This window comes from Methylobacterium sp. NPDC097929, assembly GCF_049543375.1.
In the GTDB taxonomy this organism is placed as follows: Bacteria; Pseudomonadota; Alphaproteobacteria; order Rhizobiales; family Beijerinckiaceae; genus Methylobacterium.
In genome coordinates this window covers 187,754-204,858 of record NZ_JBMVEP010000007.1, presented here as the reverse complement: position 1 = coordinate 204,858, position 17,105 = coordinate 187,754, and the positions used below count along the sequence as shown (strand labels likewise).

Genomic DNA, 17,105 nt, shown 5'->3' with positions numbered 1-17,105 from the left:
AAGAGCCGCCAGCATGTTCGATCTCACCGGCCGCAAGGCCCTCGTCACCGGCGCGACCGGCGGGCTCGGCGGGGCGATCGCCCGGGCGCTGCACGCGCAGGGGGCGCATGTCGCGCTCTCGGGCACCCGCCGCCCCGCGCTCGACGAACTGGCGGCGGAACTCGGCGGTGAGCGCGTCGCGGTCGTCGAGGCCAACCTCGCCGACAGGCAAGCGGTGGAGGCGCTGCTGCCGGCGGCCGAATCGGCCCTCGGCGGTCTCGACATCCTCGTCAACAATGCCGGCATCACCCGCGACAACCTCTTCATGCGCATGAAGGACGAGGAGTGGGAGGCGGTGCTCGACGTCAATCTCACCGCCGCCTTCCGGCTCTCGCGGGCCGCGCTGAGGGGCATGATGAAGCGCCGATACGGCCGCATCATCGGCATCGGTTCGGTGGTCGGCACCACGGGCAATCCGGGCCAGGGCAACTACGCCGCCGCCAAGGCCGGACTCGTCGGCATGACCAAGGCGCTCGCGGCCGAAGTCGCCACGCGCAACATCACCGTCAACTGCATCGCACCGGGCTTCATTACGTCGGCGATGACGGACGCGTTGAACGAGAAGCAGCGCGAGACGATCCTCACCCGCGTGCCGGCCGGACGGCTCGGCACCGGCGCCGAGATCGGCGCCGCGGCGGTCTACTTGGCCTCGGAAGAAGCGGGTTACGTGACCGGACAGACGCTCCACGTCAACGGCGGCATGGCGATGATCTGACGGCATCCACAAGACAAGGTTTCGACCCGAAAACCACGCCGCTGAACGCATTCTGAACCGCCCCTCGCCAGAGCGGAAACCCTGTGTTAACACCCGGCTCAGCCGTGCAGGGGAGTTGACGGTTCAGCGGGTTGCGGCTTTTTCCAAACCACGCGCGATCGAACACCGGCCGTCTAACAAGCAACCCCGAAGTGGGTCGGCGGCCACGGCGCTTTCGTCAGAAGCACACACCACCACGATCGAAAAGACGAGGACCAACAACGATGAGCGATATCGCCGAGCGCGTGAAGAAGATCGTCGTCGAGCACCTGGGCGTCGAGCCTGAGAAGGTCACGGAGGCCTCCAACTTCATCGACGATCTCGGCGCCGACAGCCTCGACACCGTCGAGCTGGTGATGGCGTTCGAGGAGGAGTTCAACGTCGAGATCCCGGACGACGCGGCCGAGACCATCCAGACGGTCGGCGACGCGATCAAGTTCCTGGAGAAGAACTCCGCCTGAGGCGGTGTCTCGTGCGGGCGGGGTCGACAGACCCCGCGCGCCGCTTACATGACATGGATGGGTCCTGCGGGACCGGACGGATCGGTTGGGATCGGACAATGCGTCGGGTGGTGATCACGGGTCTCGGTATGGTCACGCCGCTGGGTGGCAGCGTGGAGCACACCTGGAGCCGTCTCATCGCCGGTGACAGCGGGGCTGCCGCGGTCACCGGTTTCCAGACCGACGATCTCGCCTGCCGCATCGCCTGCACGTTGCCCTTCGGCGACGGCTCCGAGGGCACCTTCAATCCCGACAAGTGGATGGAGGTGAAGGAGCAGCGCAAGGTCGATCCCTTCATCGTCTACGCCATGGCCGCTGCCGGCCAGGCGCTCGACGATGCCGACTGGCACCCGAAATCCGACGCGGATCAGGAGGCCACCGGCGTCCTGATCGGCTCCGGCATCGGCGGCATCGGCACGATCTACGACGCCTCGGTGACCCTGCACGAGAAGGGGCCGCGGCGCATCTCGCCCTTCTTCATTCCCGGCCGCATCATCAACCTCGCCTCGGGTCAGGTCTCGATCCAGCACGGGCTGAAGGGGCCGAACCACGCGGTCGTCACCGCCTGCTCGACCGGCGCGCACGCCATCGGCGACGCCTCGCGGCTGATCGCGCTGGGCGACGCCGACGTGATGGTGGCCGGCGGCACCGAGGCCCCGGTCAACCGGCTCTCGCTGGCCGGCTTCGCCGCCTGCCGGGCGCTGTCCACAGGCTTCAACGACCGGCCCACCAAGGCTTCCCGCCCCTACGACCGCGACCGTGACGGCTTCGTCATGGGCGAGGGTGCCGGCATCGTGGTGCTGGAAGAGTACGAGCATGCCAAGGCGCGCGGCGCCAAGATCTACGCCGAGGTGATCGGCTACGGTCTCTCGGGGGATGCCTACCACATCACCTCGCCGGCTCCCGACGGCGACGGCGGCTACCGCTGCATGAAGGCCGCGGTGAAGCGCGCCGGGATCGATCCGAGCGAGATCGACTACATCAACGCCCACGGCACCTCGACGCCGCTCGGCGACGAGCTGGAGCTGAAGGCGGTCGAGCGGCTGCTCGGCCCCGCCGCCGCCAAGGCCTCCATGTCGTCCACCAAGTCGGCCATCGGGCACCTGCTCGGTGCGGCCGGCGCGGTCGAGGCGATCTTCTCCGTGCTGGCGATTCGCGACGGCGTGATGCCGCCGACGCTCAACCTCGACAACCCGTCCGTCGAGACCGAGATCGACCTGATCCCGCACGAGGCCAAGCGCAAGCGCGTGGACACGGTGCTCTCGAATTCCTTCGGCTTCGGCGGCACCAACGCCTCGCTGCTGATGCGCCGCGCCGACTGAGCGGCGAGGGGGTTGGGGCGGCCTTGCCGTCTCCAACGCCATTTCGCCACAAAACCGCTTAAGGATCAGCCCGTCGCGCCACCGCGTCGAGCGTCTCGCTCGACATCGTGCGGCGTACGGGGCGAAATGCCCCCGGGCGGGGCCTTCCGCGCAGGCCCCGCGAGGCCACAGCAGGATCCCGATGTTCCGCAGACGACAAGAGCCGCCGTCTTCGCCGCCCGCCTCCGAGGAGCCGTCGCTGCCGAACCGGCCGTCGCCGCGCAGCCCGAGCGAGGCCATCAAACCCACCGTCGCGCCGCCGCCGCCCGAGAAGCCGGAGCGTCGCCGCGGCGGCCTGCTCGCCACCATCAGCGGCTTCCTGACCCTCGGCGTGGTCCTGGCGCTGGGCGCGCTCGTCGCCATCACCCTGTTCAACCGGCAGACCACCGAGCCGGGTCCGCTCTCGGCCGACAAGGTGGTCGTGATCCCGAGCCGCAGCGGGACCTCGGAGATCGCCGCGATCCTCGCCCGCGAGGGCGTGGTCGATCACCCGAACCTGTTCGAGATCGCCGCGCGCTTCGGGGGCAAGGGGCCGCTCAAGCATGGCGAGTACATGTTCAAGGCCCATGCCAGCGTCAGAGACACGATCGAGACCCTGACCAACGGCCGGCAGGTGCAGCACGCCATCACCTTCCCCGAGGGCCTCACCTCCGAGCAGATCGTGGCCCGGCTCGGTGACAACGACGTGCTGTCCGGCGAGGTCGCCGAGACGCCGCCCGAGGGCTCGCTCCTGCCCGACACCTACAAGTTCGAGCGCGGCGCCACCCGCCAGCAGATCCTCAACCTGATGCGGGCCAAGCAGCGCGAGGTGCTGACCCAGATCTGGCAGCGCCGCAGCGCCGACGTTCCGGTGAAGACGCCCGCCGAGATGGTGACGCTCGCCTCCATCGTCGAGAAGGAGACCGGCCGCGCCGACGAGCGCCCGCGCGTGGCCGGCGTGTTCGTCAACCGCCTGCAGAAGCGGATGAAGCTGCAATCCGACCCGACCATCGTTTACGGCCTCGTCGGTGGCCGCGGCACCCTCGGGCGTGGCATCCTTCGCTCCGAGATCGAGCGCCCGACGCCCTACAACACCTACGTGATCGAGGGCCTTCCCCCGGGCCCGATCGCCAATCCCGGCCGGGCGGCGCTCGAGGCGGTCGCCAATCCCTCGCGCACCAAGGATCTCTACTTCGTCGCCGACGGCACGGGCGGTCACGCCTTCGCCGATTCGCTGGAGGGCCATCAGCGCAACGTGACCCGCTGGCGCCAGGTCGAGCGCGCGCGCCAGCAGGCGCCGCAGCCGGATGCGGGCGCGGTCGACAAGGTCGATCCCAACACCGCCGAACCGAACGCGGCTCAACCGGGCCGCGCCTCGGCCTACGCCCCGAATTCGGCCTCCGCCGTGGACGGCGCGGACGGCGGCGGGCGGCCCAAGGCCTTCGACGCCTCCGAGGGGACCAAGCTCGATCCCCTGCGCAACAAGACCTACGATCTGGGTTCGCCCAAGACCGTGCCGGTGCTGCGCAACCCTTAAGACGGCATCCGCCCGATACCGTCGCCGTCGTGGCGAGGCGAAGCCGCGGCAAGCCGGGGCTTCGCACGGTCCGGAGAGGTCGCGCCTTGCATCGCTTCGGCTCCGAACACGACGGCGGATCAGCCGAACTGCTCGCGCAGGATGCGCTCTTCCAGGCTGTGGCCGGGATCGTGCAGCAGCACGAGGTTGGTGGCGTGATCGAGCCAGGTCTCCACCGTGCAGATCCGGCGGAACTCGGTGTGGTCGGCCACCGCCGCGACGGGCCGATACTCGGCGTCGATCACGTCGATGCGGATGCGCGCGTAGTTCGGCAGGAGCGCACCGCGCCAGCGCCGCGGCCGGAAGGCCGAGATCGGCGTCAGCGCCAGGAGATGGGCATTGAGCGGCAGGATCGGCCCACCGACCGAGAGGTTGTAGGCGGTCGAGCCGGCCGGCGTGGCTGCGAGAATGCCGTCGGCGATCAGTTCCGGCAGCCGCACGTGCTCGTCCACCGAGACGCGCAGCTTGGCGGTCTGGTGGGTCTGGCGCAGCATGTATACCTCGTTGATCGCCCGCGCCGTGTGGCTGCGCCCCTCCGTGTCGGTCGCGATCATGGTCATCGGGTGGATCGTCGAGCGCTTGGTCGCCTCCAGGCGGTCGAGCAGCCCTTCCTCCCGGAACTCGTTCATCAGGAAGCCGACCGTGCCGCGGTTCATGCCGTAGATCGGCTTGGGCGCGTTCATGAAGCGGTGCAGCACCTGCAGCATCAGGCCATCGCCGCCGAGGGCCACGACGACGTCGGCCTCCTCCGGCGAGACGTGGTCGTAGCGGCGCATCAGGGCGTCCGCCGCCTCCCGCGCTTCCGGCGTGGGGCTCGCCACGAAGGCGATCCGAGAAAAGCGCCGCGGCATCCGTGCTGTCAGCCCTGTTGACGGGAAGAGGCCGAGCCGGTCTCACTCGGGGCGCCGCCGCCCGGGCGGACGCCGGCTTGCCAAGGGAGAGCCATAGCATGGAGCGACCGCTCCTCGTCTACACGACCTTCCCCGATGCCCCGACCGCGCTCGCCATCGGGGAGGCCCTGGTGCGCGCGCGCCTCGCGGCCTGCATCAACGTTCTGCCCGGGATGCAATCCGTCTACGCCTGGAAGGGCGCGGTCGAGCGCGGAGAGGAGGTCGTCGCGATCATCAAGAGCCGCGAGGGGCTGGCCGAAGCCCTCGCGGCGTCCCTCAAGGCGCGCCACCCCTACGAGACACCGATCATCCTGCACCTGCCGGTCGCGGATGCGGACCCCGATACGGCGGCCTGGATCCTTGAGGAGACGGCCAGCTGAATGCCTCGTCCTCACTCCAAGCGAAGGGCGCGAAGCCGTTGACGGCTCCGCGCCCTCGATCGTGCCGGGGTGATCAGGCGCCCGTGATGGGCGACACCGCGCGCTGTTGACGGGCGACGCTCGCTTCGTAGCGCTCGGCCTGCAGTCTCGTGAGGCCCGAGACGAGGGCGAGCGAGCCGCGGTAGACGGTGTAGGTGCCGTCATGGGTCGGCTTGACGCGCAAGAGTTCAGACATGGGACCGCTCCTTGCTAAGGGGGCAGACATCGAACGCGACGCAATGGGGGCAGGTTAATCTGCCATTCAGCTCTGGCAACCCCACTTGACGACTTGGCTGTTCCGATTTTCATGCTGCGGCGCAAGATCATTCGACCTCTCTTGCAATGCAGCATCGGTGAAAAGGCCTGCACTTCCTTGAGGATCGGCGCGAGGCGCGGCACGGCAGGGCGGCGGATAAAAATTTCTGTGAGGATGGATCTTCCGCGCCCGCGAACAGGATGCGTCAACGCTTTTGGCGTTACGCTCGCTCCCATCGCTCTTCGCTGTGCTTCGATGCCCGATCCGCTCCGACAGGCCCTGGGCCTGACCCACGCCGAACCGAATGACGCCGAGCTTCAGCTCGAGGACTCCGTCGTCGCGCGGCGGGAGGAACGCAGCGTCACCAACTGGATCGCGATGATCCGTCTGTTCGACGGCACCGAGATTCCCTGCACCGTCAAGGATATCTCGAAATCGGGCGCCAAGCTCGGCGTGCCGGAGGCGTTCGTGCTTCCCTCCTCGTTCATGCTCAAGGTCGTCGGCCGCGACTTCGTTCTGCGGCTGACGCTGGCATGGCGCCGGGGCAACTATGCCGGGGTGCGCATCGACCAGATCGCCAAGCTCCAGGCGCCGGAAGAGCGCAAGTCGGAGACGGCCTCGCAGGCGCCGGATTACCGTTCCATCGGCCGGCGTCGCGACCGCGCCTGAGAACGCCCGGTCGGGCGCCCTCTGCCGCTCGGGAGGCCCTATCGCCGCTCCCGGCGCTGAGGCGCATGCGGCCGACGCCTTGGCGGCGCTCTTGCAAGCGGTCGCCGCGAACCGCTAACCCACGCTGCAGAGTCGTCCGACCGCCCTCGGGCCGGAAGGGACGGAGGGGCAAGACGCTCCTCCGGGTCTGCCTCCGGCTGCGGGCCGGCGCCTCGAAGCTGCGCGAACCCTGGGAGCCGTCCTTGGCCACCATCATCCCCGTCCCGACCTTCGACTACGTCGTGTTCGGCGCCACCGGCGACCTGACCCAGCGCAAGCTCCTGCCGGCCCTCTACCAGCGCTACCGCGACGCGCAGATCCCCGAATCGAGCCGCATCATCGGCGCCTCGCGCACGCACATGTCCTCGGAGGCGTTCCGCGAGCGCGCCCGCGACGCCCTCAAGAGCTTCGTGCCCGCGCGGGACATCGATGAGAGCAAGCTCGACGGCTTCCTCGACCACCTGTTCTACGTGGCGGTCGATGCCCTCGGCGACGAGGGTTGGGAGGATCTCAAGATCCTGCTCGACGAGCGGCCCGACCGCGTCCGCCCCTTCTATCTCGCCACCTCGCCCGACCTCTACGGCCCGATCTGCCGCAACCTCGACCGTCACGGTCTGATCGGCGAGACGAGCCGCGTCGTGCTGGAAAAGCCGATCGGCAAGGATCTGAAATCGGCCCGCGCCATCAACGACGCGGTCGGCGCCGTGTTTCCCGAAAGCCAGATCTTCCGGATCGATCACTATCTCGGCAAGGAGACGGTGCAGAACCTCTTGGCCCTGCGCTTCGCCAACACGATCTTCGAGCGGCTGTGGAATGCCGACGTGATCGACCACGTGCAGATCACCGTCGGCGAGACCGTCGGCGTGGAGGCCCGGGGCGATTATTACGACACCTCGGGCGCGCTGCGAGACATGGTGCAGAACCATATCCTCCAGCTTCTCTGCCTCACGGCGATGGAGAGCCCGATCTCGCTCGATGCCAACTCGGTGCGCGACGAGAAGCTGAAGGTGCTGCGCGCGCTCAAGCCGATCACCGCCGCCGACGTGGGGGTCGTGACCGTGCGCGGGCAGTACGGCGCCGGGGCGGTCGGTGGAAAGCCGGTGGAGGGCTACCATACCGATCTCGGCGGCGAGATTCCGAGCCGCACTGAGACCTTCGTGGCGCTCAAGCTCGAAGTGCGCAGCGGGCGCTGGGCCGGCGTGCCGTTCTACGTCCGCACCGGCAAGCGTCTGCCCAAGAAGCTCTCCGAGATCGTGGTGCAGTTTCGCGCCTCACCCTTCTCGATCTTCCCCTCCGACGCCTTCGGGCGCGAGCCGAACCGTCTCGTCATCCGGCTCCAGCCGGAGGAGGGCATGAAGCTCGAAGTGATGACCAAGGACCCGGGGCCGGGCGGCATGCGCCTGCGCCCGACCAACCTCGACATCTCCTTCGAGGAGACCTTCAAGCAGCGCTATCCCGACGCCTACGAGCGCCTGCTGATGGACGTGGTGCGCGGCAACGCCACCCTGTTCATGCGCCGCGATGAGGTGGAGGTGGCGTGGTCCTGGGCGGACTCGCTGCTCAAGGCCTGGGCCGACCGCCCCGAGCCGCCGCGCCCCTACTCGGCCGGAAGCTGGGGGCCGACGGCCTCCATCGCCCTGATCGAGCGCGATGGCCGCACGTGGCATGAGGAAATCGGCTGACGCCTCGCGGCATCAGGAAATCGGCCGACGCCTGACGGAACGAGGAATTCGCCCACGGTCGTCAGGCGTCGAGCGGCGGCATCTCCGACGGCCGGTCGATGATGCGGCGGCCGAACAGGCTGGCCACCAGCTCGACGAGCACCCGGGCGCTGCGCCCGCGCTCGTCGAGGAAAGGGTTCAGCTCCACCACGTCGAGGGAGCCGACCAGCCCGGAATCGCAGAGCATCTCCATGATGAGATGCGCCTCGCGGAAGGTCGCGCCGCCCGGCACCGTGGTGCCGACGCCGGGCGCGACGGTCGGGTCGAGGAAGTCGATATCGAAGCTGACATGCAGGTGGCCGTCGGCGGCCCTCACCCGGTCGAGGATGCGCCGAAGGGGCGCGACCACGCCGAACTCGTCGATGGTCCGCATGTCGACGACCTTCACCTCCCGCCGCGTCACCAGCGCCCGCTCGCCGGCATCGATGGAGCGCAGGCCGAACAGGTGGATGTGGCGCGGATCGAGCCGCGGGCGCTCCGTGCTCTCGAACAGGGAATCGAAGCCGGGCTCGCCGCTCAGTGCGGCCAGCGGCATGCCGTGGACGTTGCCGGAGGGCGAGGTCTCCAGCGTGTTGAAATCGGCATGCGCGTCGAGCCAGAGCACGAAGACCGGACGCCCGGTCCGCCGGCAATGGCGCAGCACGCCGTCGATCGAGCCGAGCGACAGGCTGTGGTCGCCACCCGCGACCAGGGGCAGGCTGCCGCGTGCGAAGGCCGCCTCCACCGCCCCCGCGATCAGAGTCGTCCAGGCACGGATCGCGGGCAGATCGCGCTGGCCCGCCGCGCCATCCGGGGAGAGGTCGCCCGCATCGTTGACCGCGTAGCCCAGATCTTGCAGCACCCGCCCCAGACCCGCCGTGCGCAGGGCGGCCGGACCCATCAGAGAGCCGGGCTCGCTGGTGCCGATCTCGATCGGCGCGCCGATGATGTCGACGGAGGACGGCATGGGCATGAGCCGGTTCCTGATTGATAAGGGATGCCTCGGCCCGCGAACATGCCGAGAGCGTATCGACGCGCTCTGGCCGGCGGAGAGGTTTTCCTCATAACGCCGATCGATGGAGGGCGGATGTCGCGCCGTCGCGATGAAGCATTCTGGGCTGCAAGGGAGGCGTCAATGAGCGGCGAGCCGGGTGATCGAAGGGAAGCCGGATCGCCCCACGTCGCTGAGGGCTGCCGTCAAGCCGCCGGCTTGAGCCGCGGTCGAACCGTCGGGGAGGATGCGTCTTGAACGATCCTCGCGATTGGGTCGGCTACGGCCGAACGCCGCCCCATCCCCTTTGGCCGAACGAGGCCCGCATCGCCGTCCAGTTCGTCCTCAACTACGAGGAGGGGGGCGAGAACTGCATTCTCGACGGCGACGACGCGTCGGAGGGCTACCTCACGGAGGTGATCCCGACGCAGCCCTGGCCCGGGCGACGCCACATGAGCGTCGAATCCGTCTACGAATACGGCGCCCGCGCCGGCTTCTGGCGGCTCTGGCGCCTCCTCTCGGGGCGCGGCGTGCCGGTCACGGTGTTCGGCGTCACCCGCGCCCTGGAACGCAACCCGGGGGCCGTCGCCGCCATGCGCGAGGCGGATTGGGAGATCGCCAGCCACGGCCTACGCTGGATCGACTATTCCGTCTTCACGCCCGAGGCGGAGGCCGCCCACATGGACGAGGCGATCCGGCGGCACAGCGCGGTGACGGGCAGCCGGCCGGAGGGCTGGTACACCGGGCGCTTCTCCGAACACACGCTCGGCCTCGCGGCCGAGCGCGGCTTCACCTACCTCTCGGATTCCTACGCCGACGACCTGCCGTACTGGCTGCGGGGCACGGCGGGCCCCCAGCTCGTGGTGCCCTACACCCTCGATGCCAACGACATGCGGTTTGCGACCTATCAGGGCTTCAACGCCGCCGACCAATTCTTCACCTACCTGCGCGACAGCTTCGACGTGCTCTACGCGGAAGGGGAGACGGCGCCGAAGATGATGTCGGTCGGCCTGCATTGCCGCCTCGTCGGCCGACCGGGCCGGGCGGCCGGGCTGATCCGCTTCCTCGACCACATCGCCGCCCACGAGCGGGTCTGGGTAGCGCGCCGCATCGACATCGCCCGTCACTGGATCGCGACGCATCCTCCGGGCTGAGGCCGCCGGCTTTTTTTCGCGCGCGGCCGCGAACCGAAAGAGGGGGGGAACAGCGCTTCAAAACGCGGGCGTCAGGCTCCGCCGGGTCTCGCCCGGTGCGGTGGCGCCGGTCGCCTCGTCGCGCTCGCTCTCGCGCGCGGCCTCGGCGAGGCGTTCGGGCGTCGGCATGGGCAGGCGCACCAGAACCAGCGTGCCGATCCCTTCCTCCGAACGGATGCGGATCGAACCGCCGTGCAGTTCCGCGTTCGAGCGGGCGATGGCGAGGCCGAGGCCCGAGCCCTTGTAGCTGCGGGTGAGGTTGGTCTCGACCTGCTCGAACGGGCGCCCGAGCTTGGACACCGCCGCCTTCGGGATGCCGATGCCGGTATCACCGATGAACAGGTGGACGAAGCCGTTGCAGCAGCGCCCCCGCAGGCTGACGCGCCCACCCTCGGGCGTGAACTTCACCGCGTTCTGGACGATGTTGAGCAGGATCTGCTGGAGCGCCCGCGCATCGGCCAGCACGTGCAGGGCGCCCGCCAGCTCGACGTCGATCGCGACGGACTTGCTCGCCGCATCCTTGGCCACCAGCATCACCGCCGAGGCGATGGCCCCGTCGAGGGGAACGTCGCGGCGCACCAGCTTCACCCGCTTCGCCTCGATGCGCGACATGTGCAGGATGTCGTCGATCACCGAGAGCAGGTAGGTGCCGCTCTGCTGGATGTCGCGGCAGTAATCGGCGTAGCGGGGCGAGCCCAGCGCGCCGTAGACCTCGCTCTCCATCAGCTCGGCAAAGCCCATGATGGCGTTGAGCGGCGTGCGCAGCTCGTGGCTCATATTGGCCAGAAACTCGGACTTGGCCTGGTTGGCGATCTCGGCCCGCGCCTTCTGGTCGAGATGACGCTCGGCGAGGTCGGCGAGCTGCTGGGTCTGCATCTCCAGGGTATGGCGGGACCGCTTGAGGTCCTTGACGGTACCGATCAGCTCGCGCTCCGAGGCGACGAGTTGCTCCTGATGCCGCTTGAGGCTGGTGATGTCGGTGCCGACCGAGACGTAGCCCCCGTCCTTGGTGCGCCGCTCGCTCACTTGCAGCCAGCGCCCGTCGGTCAGCTCGACCTCGAAGGTGCGGGAGGTGCCGCGCTCGGACCCCGGAATGCCCCGGCGCACCGGGGGGAGGGCGCCGCGGCCCATGATCTCGTCGTAGCGGCGGCCCGGCATCGCGTCGTCGCTGGCCAGCGCGTGCAGGGCGCGGAATTTCGAATTGCACAGCACCAGCCGGTTGCCGGCATCCCAGAGCACGAAGGCCTCCGAGATCGCCTCCACCGCGTCGCGCAGGCGCATGTCGGCGGTGGCGCTGGATTCGGCGAGCCGGCGCTGCTCCGTCACGTCCATGGCGATGCCGACCAGATGCCGGCTGCCATCCATGGCATCCTCCACGATCTCGGCACGGGTGCGCAGCCAGATCCAGGCGCCGGAGGCGTCGCGGATGCGGAACTCGTGATCGACCGTGGCGTGGCTCGCGGCGAGGTGGCGGGCGAGGCTGTAGAGATCGCCGTCCTCGCTGTGCAGCAGGGCGTTCACGTCGCCGAAGGAGAGGAGATCCTTCTCCGGGGTGTAGCCGAGCAGTGCGTACATCGAATCGGACCAGAAGATCGTGCCCCGGGCGATGTCCCAGTCCCACAGGCCGCAGCGCCCGCGCCCGAGCGCCGTGTCGAGGCGCTGCTTGACGAGGTCGCAGACCTCGTCCGCCGACTGAGCCCGCTGCGTCTGGAGGATGTAGGCGGTGGCCGTGCCGATCAGGACGAGGCCGATGGCCGTGAGCGTGACCGTGTGGTTCCAAAACAGGCGCCACCACTCCGCCGCGATCGGCTCGATGAATTGCGAGACGGCGACCTGCCCCGTCCCATCGGACAGACGCCGGACCGCGACGATGGCCTGCCGGCCCGCCTGCAGGGTCACGAGCATGGCCCCGGCGCTCTCGCCGAGGATTCCCAGCGGCTCACCCTCGGCGAGGTAGCCGGCGAAGGTCTCGGCCGGCGCCGGCCGCGGATAGGCGGCGCGGATGCGATCGTTCGGGCCGATCACCAGCACCTCGCGCCCGGCGGGCAGGAGATGGACCGGCAACACCCGGTCGAGCTGCGTCTCGTCGGCGGCCGCGGCGCCCGTGAGAGCCAGCGAGGCCAGCCGCGCGAAGGCTTCGACCTCGCGCGTGGCGCTGCGCATCGCCTCCTCGTGCCGCCCGCGCAGCTGGAGGAACGAGGCCACCGCGAGCGTCAGCAGGAAGACCGCCAGCAGGGCGGGCAGCGCGTAGCGCAGCCAGGTCTCGGCCCGCATGAGTCGGGCCTGGGCCGTGCCGGTCGTACGCTGGATCCCGAGGATCGTGTCCGCACGCGCGCGCGCGGACAGGGACGCGGAAACCGCCCCCGGCATATCGACACCTCTGCACTGGCTGGAAACGGCGCTTCGGCCGGGGCGGCCCCGGCGGTTTCGAATCGTATTCACATTGGACATCGGGGGGGTGGGTTTGTCCACGCCGTTTTTGGAATGGGCCGTTGACCTGAGAGGCTCTCGGTGAGGCTCGGAGCGGGCCGCGAGTCGCGAAAACGCCTTCCTCAAGAAAGTCTTAACTAGCCGGCCAAACTCCGCGCCCCGATATCTGCCACATCACGAGAAAGGCCGGGCGTGGCAGCGATGCGACGCAGGACCCTCTCGGCGGCCTCCCGCCGCCCCGCTTCGAGCCGGCGCCAGGAACCGAAGGCGGTCATCAGGCGCGCGGCGACCTGCGGGTTGGTCCCGTCGAGGGCCAGCACCGTCTCCGCCACGAGGTCGTAGCCGGCCCCGTCCGGCCGGTTGAACTGCGTCGGGTTGGCGAGGCTGAAGCTGCCGACCAGCGCGCGCACGCGGTTCGGGTTCGTCATCGCGAAGGCCGGGTGGCCCTGGAGGCGCCGGATGCGCGCGACGGTGTCCGCCTCGGGAATCATCGCCTGGAGCCCGAACCACTTGTCGAGCACCAGGGGCTCGTTCGCGTAGCGTTCGGCGAAGGCCGCGAGCGCCGCCTCCCTGGCCTCGCCGGGCAGGAGTGCCAGGGTGGCGAGACCGGCGAGCCGGTCCGTCATGTTGGTGGCCGCCGCGATCTGCGCCCGAGCCAGATCGGCGCCGGCTCGCGCGTCGGCGGCGGCGATCAGGTCGAGGGCGGCGTTGCGGAGCGCCCGGCGGCCGGCGGGGGCCGCGTCCGGCGAGAAGGGCGCGCCGGCCGGCTCGGACAGCGCCTCGCGCAGGGCGGTCAGGCGTCCGCGCAGGTCCGCGCCGAGGCGGCGGCGCAGGTCGCGCCGGGCGCGGTAGATCGCGTCCGGATCGATGTTCGTGCCGATCTCGTCGGCGATGTCGCCCTCGCTCGGCAGGGTGAGCACCTGGGCCGCGAAAGCCGGATCGCGCAGGGCTTGCGCGTCGAGGAAGGCGCCCAGCGCTCCGACGAAGGCCGCCGCGTCGGCCTCCTGGCCGCGCACCTGCGCCGTCATGATCCGCACGGCCACACGCTGCGCCGCTTCCCAGCGGTTGAAGTCGTCGGTGTCGTGGCGCAGCAGTGTGAGGCGGGCCGCGTCGTCCAGATCGCTCTCGACCCGCACCGGTGCCGAGAAGTCGCGGAACAGCGAGGGGACGGGCTCGGCGGCGACGTCGGCGAAGGTCAGGGAGGCTTCCGCCCCGTCGAGCACGAACACGCCGTTCTCCACCGCGTCGCCGGTCGCCTCCGCGAGGGGACCGTCCGGGCCGATCAGGCCGAGGCGGACCGGGATGACGAGGGGCGGCGCGTCCGCTCCGGCGCCCGGACGGGTCTGGCGGAAATCGAGGCGATAGGTCCTGGCCCCGGCGTCGTAGCGGCCGGAGACGGCGACGCGCGGCGTGCCGGGGCGCTCGTACCATTCGGCGAAGCGGGAGAGGTCGCGGCCGGTGACCGTCTCGAAGGCCTTCAGGAAATCCTCGACGGTGGCGGCGGTCCCGTCGTTGTCGGCGAAGTAGCGGTCCATCCCTTCGCGGAACGCCGCCTCGCCGATCAGCGTGCGCAGCATCCGCACGATCTCGGCGCCCTTCTCGTAGACGGTCGCCGTGTAGAAGTTGTTGATCTCCGCGTATTGCCTCGGCCGCACCGGGTGGGCGAGGGGACCCGCATCCTCCGGGAACTGGCGGGCGCGCAGGGTGCGCACTTCGGCGATCCGGTGGACGGCCCGCGAGCGCATGTTGGAGGAGAATTCCTGGTCGCGGAAGACCGTCAGCCCTTCCTTCAGGCAGAGCTGGAACCAGTCGCGGCAGGTGACGCGGTTGCCCGACCAGTTGTGGAAATACTCGTGCGCGATGATCGCCTCGATCGCGGCGTAATCCGCGTCGGTCGCGGTCTCGGGACTCGCGAGGACGAACTTGTCGTTGAAGATGTTGAGGCCCTTGTTCTCCATCGCGCCCATGTTGAAGTCGGAGACGGCCACGACGTTGAACACGTCGAGGTCGTAGGCGCGCCCGAAAGCGGTCTCGTCCCAGGCCATGGAGCGCTCGACCGCGTCGAGGGCGTAGGCGGCGCGCTCGGCCTTGCCCGGCTCGACATAGACCGCGATCTCGACCGCGCGGCCCTCCATCGTGGTGAAGCGCTTGGCCACCCGGTCGAGGCGGCCCCCGACCAGAGCGAACAGGTAGGCGGGCTTGGGCAGGGGATCGTGCCAGACTGCGAAGTGCCGGCCGCTGCCGGGGATCTCGCCCGCCTCGACCGGATTGCCGTTGCCGAGGAGGATGGGGGCGGCCTCGCGCTCCGCCTCGATCCGGGTGGTGTAGACCGACAGCACGTCCGGCCGGTCGAGGAAGTAGGTGATGCGCCGGAAGCCGTCCGCCTCGCACTGCGTGCAGTAGACGCCGCCGGAGCGATAGAGGCCCATCAGTTTCGTGTTGGCGGTCGGGTCGAGGCGCGTCTCGATCCGCAGGGTGAAGGGCCGCTGCGGCGGCGCGTGAAGGGTGAGGCCGGAGGCGTCGGCCCGGTAGGCGTCCGGCGCCGGCGTCTCTCCGTCGAGGTCGAGGGCGAGCAGCACGAGGTCGTCGCCGTCGAGGACGAGCGGCGCGCCCGGCTGGCCGGCCGGGTTTGGGCGCAGGCTGAGCGTCGCGCTCACGCGGGTGTCGCGCGGGTCGAGGCGCACGTCGAGATCCACGCGGTCGATCAGGTGATCGCTGGGACGGTAATTCTCGAGGCGAACGATCGGGGGCGTCTCGGTGCGCATCGGTTCAAGGCTCGCCGTCGGAATCCGTGACGCCTTCTAGAGGCGTTTGTCGGCAGGCGGAATCCTCCGGCGGGGGATCGGGGTCGACAATGGGCCGGCGCCCCGTCCCGTTGACGGGAGCCGATGCCGGGCCAGATAGGCGGCGACCCCTCCCATCATCCGGAATGGCCATGGAATATCTGCACACGATGGTCCGCGTGGCGGATCTCGACCGCGCGCTGCGCTTCTACGTCGACGCCTTCGGCCTCAAGGAGGTCCGCCGGGTCGACAACGAGAAGGGCCGCTTCACGCTCGTCTTCCTGGCCGCGCCGGGCGACGTTGAGCGGGCCGAATCAACCAAGTCGCCCCTGATCGAGCTGACCTACAATTGGGATCCGGAGGCGTATTCGGGCGGGCGCAACTTTGGGCACCTCGCCTACCAGGTCGACGACATCTACGCCTTCTGCCAGCGGCTGCAGGATGCCGGCGTCACCATCAACCGTCCGCCGCGCGACGGGCACATGGCCTTCGTGCGCTCGCCCGACGGCATCTCCATCGAGATCCTGCAGAAGGGCGGATCGAAGCCGCCGCAGGAGCCCTGGGCCTCCATGGAGAACACGGGCTCCTGGTGACGCAGCGGGAGACGGGCCTCGCCGCGTCGGCGGTGGGTGCCCGTCCCACAGGATCGATCCTCGCCCCCGCGGTCAGATATCGGCTTTGGGCGTGATCCCGAGTTCGGCGAGCTTGGCGCTCACGGCATCGACCGGCCGCTTCAGTCTCAGGCTGATGACCGAGACGGGCACGCCCTCGCGGGCCATGCTGCGCAGGCTCTGGACGGCGTCGAGGCTCCAGTTCGTATCGACCGACATGGTTTCCTCCTGACTGTCGCGGGCCGTGAGACGATCCGCAGGATCAGCCCGCCCCGGCGAGGTGGTTCCCGGACCCGTCCGCGGCAACGTTCAGGCCGAAACTCTCCGCATGCCCGCGAATTGGGCAGGGCGCCGGCCGGGCCGGGTTCCCGCCGGAGCGCTGAAGGCGACGCGCAGGCTGGAGCGTTCGACCTTCAGAAGGATGTTGGAGGCGGCCACCACGGTGCCCGCCGCGTCGCGGAGCGGCGTGGGATAGGGCATGAAGTCGAGCCGCATCCCGTCCGGACGCTCCAGGCCGATCTGAACGCCGCGCACGGCGCGGCCCTCGGTCAGGGCTACGGCCAGGGGCGAGCGGTCGTGCGGCAGGGGCGTGCCGTCGGCCTCGAACAGGCGCCACGCCCCGCACCAGCGGGCTTTGCCGAGCACGGGGCGGAAGCCCCAGAGATCGGCCGCGGCCTCGTTGTAGTAGGTCAACCAGCCTTCGGTATCGGTGGTGTAGAGCGGGGCATCGATCTGCCGGAAAAGGTCGGCGCGCGACGGCTCAAAATTCCAGTCCGAATCCGGAGCGTCGAAATCGTAAGCGAAGGCGTTCTCGTCCATCATGCTCCCCACGACGCGCAGGCATTCGAAATGCCTGCTGCCAGCACTTCGTACCCCCCTCTGTCATGGGTTCCTGGGAGCCCGGCGGCGATTCGG

Annotated in this window: 15 protein-coding genes and 1 pseudogene; 9 read left to right on the top strand and 7 right to left on the bottom strand. The window is 69.5% G+C overall.

The annotated features are described in order from the left end of the window. Positions 1 to 13: 13 nt before the first annotated feature. The 4 genes from fabG (at position 14) to mltG (ending at position 4,170) form a co-directional block, all read left to right on the top strand. Complete coding sequence (gene fabG, locus ACPCJR_RS17710; RefSeq protein ID WP_391512779.1) at positions 14 to 754, top strand: 3-oxoacyl-[acyl-carrier-protein] reductase; 741 nt, start codon at positions 14 to 16, stop codon at positions 752 to 754. Between the two features lie 263 nt (positions 755 to 1,017). Continuing rightward, the gene (locus ACPCJR_RS17705; protein WP_003599981.1) at positions 1,018 to 1,254 is read left to right on the top strand and encodes an acyl carrier protein; all 237 of its coding nucleotides are present in this window, start codon (positions 1,018 to 1,020) and stop codon (positions 1,252 to 1,254) included. 98 nt (positions 1,255 to 1,352) lie between these two features. After that, a complete protein-coding gene (gene fabF, locus ACPCJR_RS17700; RefSeq protein WP_391512782.1) occupies positions 1,353 to 2,615 on the top strand; it encodes a beta-ketoacyl-ACP synthase II in 1,263 nt (420 codons plus the stop codon). A 181-nt stretch (positions 2,616 to 2,796) separates the two neighbouring features. Beyond that, on the top strand, positions 2,797 to 4,170 hold the full coding sequence (mltG, locus tag ACPCJR_RS17695; protein WP_391512784.1) for an endolytic transglycosylase MltG: 1,374 nt from the start codon (positions 2,797 to 2,799) through the stop codon (positions 4,168 to 4,170). 119 nt (positions 4,171 to 4,289) lie between these two features. On the opposite strand, the gene ACPCJR_RS17690 is transcribed toward mltG, so the two are convergent. Continuing rightward, a complete protein-coding gene (locus ACPCJR_RS17690) occupies positions 4,290 to 5,060 on the bottom strand; it encodes an NAD kinase (protein ID WP_391512786.1) in 771 nt (256 codons plus the stop codon). Between the two features lie 98 nt (positions 5,061 to 5,158). Here ACPCJR_RS17690 and cutA point away from each other — a divergent pair, with 98 nt between their 5' ends. Next, positions 5,159 to 5,479, top strand: a complete 321-nt coding sequence (gene cutA / locus ACPCJR_RS17685) for a divalent-cation tolerance protein CutA (protein ID WP_391512788.1) — start codon at positions 5,159 to 5,161, stop codon at positions 5,477 to 5,479. 73 nt (positions 5,480 to 5,552) lie between these two features. Here the strand turns inward: cutA and ACPCJR_RS17680 are convergent, their stop codons facing one another. Further along, a complete protein-coding gene (locus ACPCJR_RS17680) occupies positions 5,553 to 5,714 on the bottom strand; it encodes a hypothetical protein (RefSeq protein WP_181425515.1) in 162 nt (53 codons plus the stop codon). 111 nt (positions 5,715 to 5,825) lie between these two features. Between ACPCJR_RS17680 and ACPCJR_RS17675 the strand changes: the two genes are divergently transcribed. Together ACPCJR_RS17675 and zwf are read left to right on the top strand one after the other, a co-directional pair. After that, on the top strand, positions 5,826 to 6,443 hold the full coding sequence (locus ACPCJR_RS17675) for a PilZ domain-containing protein (protein ID WP_391512791.1): 618 nt from the start codon (positions 5,826 to 5,828) through the stop codon (positions 6,441 to 6,443). 242 nt (positions 6,444 to 6,685) lie between these two features. Next, positions 6,686 to 8,164: a glucose-6-phosphate dehydrogenase gene (zwf, locus tag ACPCJR_RS17670; protein WP_391512793.1), complete on the top strand. Its 1,479-nt coding sequence runs from the start codon at positions 6,686 to 6,688 to the stop codon at positions 8,162 to 8,164. Positions 8,165 to 8,225: 61 nt separating this feature from the next. Here the strand turns inward: zwf and rocF are convergent, their stop codons facing one another. Then, complete coding sequence (rocF, locus tag ACPCJR_RS17665) at positions 8,226 to 9,149, bottom strand: arginase (protein ID WP_391513092.1); 924 nt, start codon at positions 9,147 to 9,149, stop codon at positions 8,226 to 8,228. Positions 9,150 to 9,427: 278 nt separating this feature from the next. Between rocF and puuE the strand changes: the two are divergent. After that, positions 9,428 to 10,318: pseudogene (gene puuE, locus ACPCJR_RS17660) on the top strand (allantoinase PuuE); the annotation flags it as partial. Positions 10,319 to 10,384: 66 nt separating this feature from the next. On the opposite strand, the gene ACPCJR_RS17655 reads toward puuE, so the two are convergent. After that, positions 10,385 to 12,736 carry a PAS domain-containing sensor histidine kinase gene (locus tag ACPCJR_RS17655; protein ID WP_391512795.1) on the bottom strand — a complete coding sequence of 784 codons (2,352 nt, stop codon included), beginning with the start codon at positions 12,734 to 12,736 and terminating at the stop codon, positions 10,385 to 10,387. Positions 12,737 to 12,933: 197 nt separating this feature from the next. Continuing rightward, the gene (pepN, locus tag ACPCJR_RS17650; RefSeq protein WP_391512797.1) at positions 12,934 to 15,561 is read right to left on the bottom strand and encodes an aminopeptidase N; all 2,628 of its coding nucleotides are present in this window, start codon (positions 15,559 to 15,561) and stop codon (positions 12,934 to 12,936) included. 170 nt (positions 15,562 to 15,731) lie between these two features. On the opposite strand from pepN, the gene ACPCJR_RS17645 reads away from it, so the two are divergent. Beyond that, positions 15,732 to 16,172 carry a VOC family protein gene (locus ACPCJR_RS17645; RefSeq protein WP_391512799.1) on the top strand — a complete coding sequence of 147 codons (441 nt, stop codon included), beginning with the start codon at positions 15,732 to 15,734 and terminating at the stop codon, positions 16,170 to 16,172. Positions 16,173 to 16,244: 72 nt separating this feature from the next. Here the strand turns inward: ACPCJR_RS17645 and ACPCJR_RS17640 are convergent, their stop codons facing one another. Beyond that, entirely contained in the window at positions 16,245 to 16,409 is a 165-nt protein-coding gene (locus tag ACPCJR_RS17640) for a hypothetical protein (protein ID WP_181425514.1), read from the bottom strand. Between the two features lie 90 nt (positions 16,410 to 16,499). Next, positions 16,500 to 17,009, bottom strand: a complete 510-nt coding sequence (locus ACPCJR_RS17635) for a hypothetical protein (RefSeq protein WP_391513094.1) — start codon at positions 17,007 to 17,009, stop codon at positions 16,500 to 16,502. Positions 17,010 to 17,105 lie beyond the last annotated feature (96 nt).

Bases quoted from the DNA above. Each gene is read 5' to 3' on its own strand.
- ACPCJR_RS17655 (WP_391512795.1), bottom strand. From the start codon at position 12,736: ATGCCGGGGGCGGTTTCCGCGTCCCTGTCCGCGCGCGCGCGTGCGGAC.
- ACPCJR_RS17640 (WP_181425514.1), bottom strand. From the start codon at position 16,409: ATGTCGGTCGATACGAACTGGAGCCTCGACGCCGTCCAGAGCCTGCGC.
- ACPCJR_RS17675 (WP_391512791.1), top strand. From the start codon at position 5,826: ATGCTGCGGCGCAAGATCATTCGACCTCTCTTGCAATGCAGCATCGGT.
- ACPCJR_RS17705 (WP_003599981.1), top strand. From the start codon at position 1,018: ATGAGCGATATCGCCGAGCGCGTGAAGAAGATCGTCGTCGAGCACCTG.
- fabG (WP_391512779.1), top strand. From the start codon at position 14: ATGTTCGATCTCACCGGCCGCAAGGCCCTCGTCACCGGCGCGACCGGC.
- pepN (WP_391512797.1), bottom strand. From the start codon at position 15,561: ATGCGCACCGAGACGCCCCCGATCGTTCGCCTCGAGAATTACCGTCCC.
- cutA (WP_391512788.1), top strand. From the start codon at position 5,159: ATGGAGCGACCGCTCCTCGTCTACACGACCTTCCCCGATGCCCCGACC.
- ACPCJR_RS17645 (WP_391512799.1), top strand. From the start codon at position 15,732: ATGGAATATCTGCACACGATGGTCCGCGTGGCGGATCTCGACCGCGCG.
- mltG (WP_391512784.1), top strand. From the start codon at position 2,797: ATGTTCCGCAGACGACAAGAGCCGCCGTCTTCGCCGCCCGCCTCCGAG.
- fabF (WP_391512782.1), top strand. From the start codon at position 1,353: ATGCGTCGGGTGGTGATCACGGGTCTCGGTATGGTCACGCCGCTGGGT.
- ACPCJR_RS17690 (WP_391512786.1), bottom strand. From the start codon at position 5,060: ATGCCGCGGCGCTTTTCTCGGATCGCCTTCGTGGCGAGCCCCACGCCG.
- ACPCJR_RS17635 (WP_391513094.1), bottom strand. From the start codon at position 17,009: ATGGACGAGAACGCCTTCGCTTACGATTTCGACGCTCCGGATTCGGAC.
- rocF (WP_391513092.1), bottom strand. From the start codon at position 9,149: ATGCCGTCCTCCGTCGACATCATCGGCGCGCCGATCGAGATCGGCACC.
- ACPCJR_RS17680 (WP_181425515.1), bottom strand. From the start codon at position 5,714: ATGTCTGAACTCTTGCGCGTCAAGCCGACCCATGACGGCACCTACACC.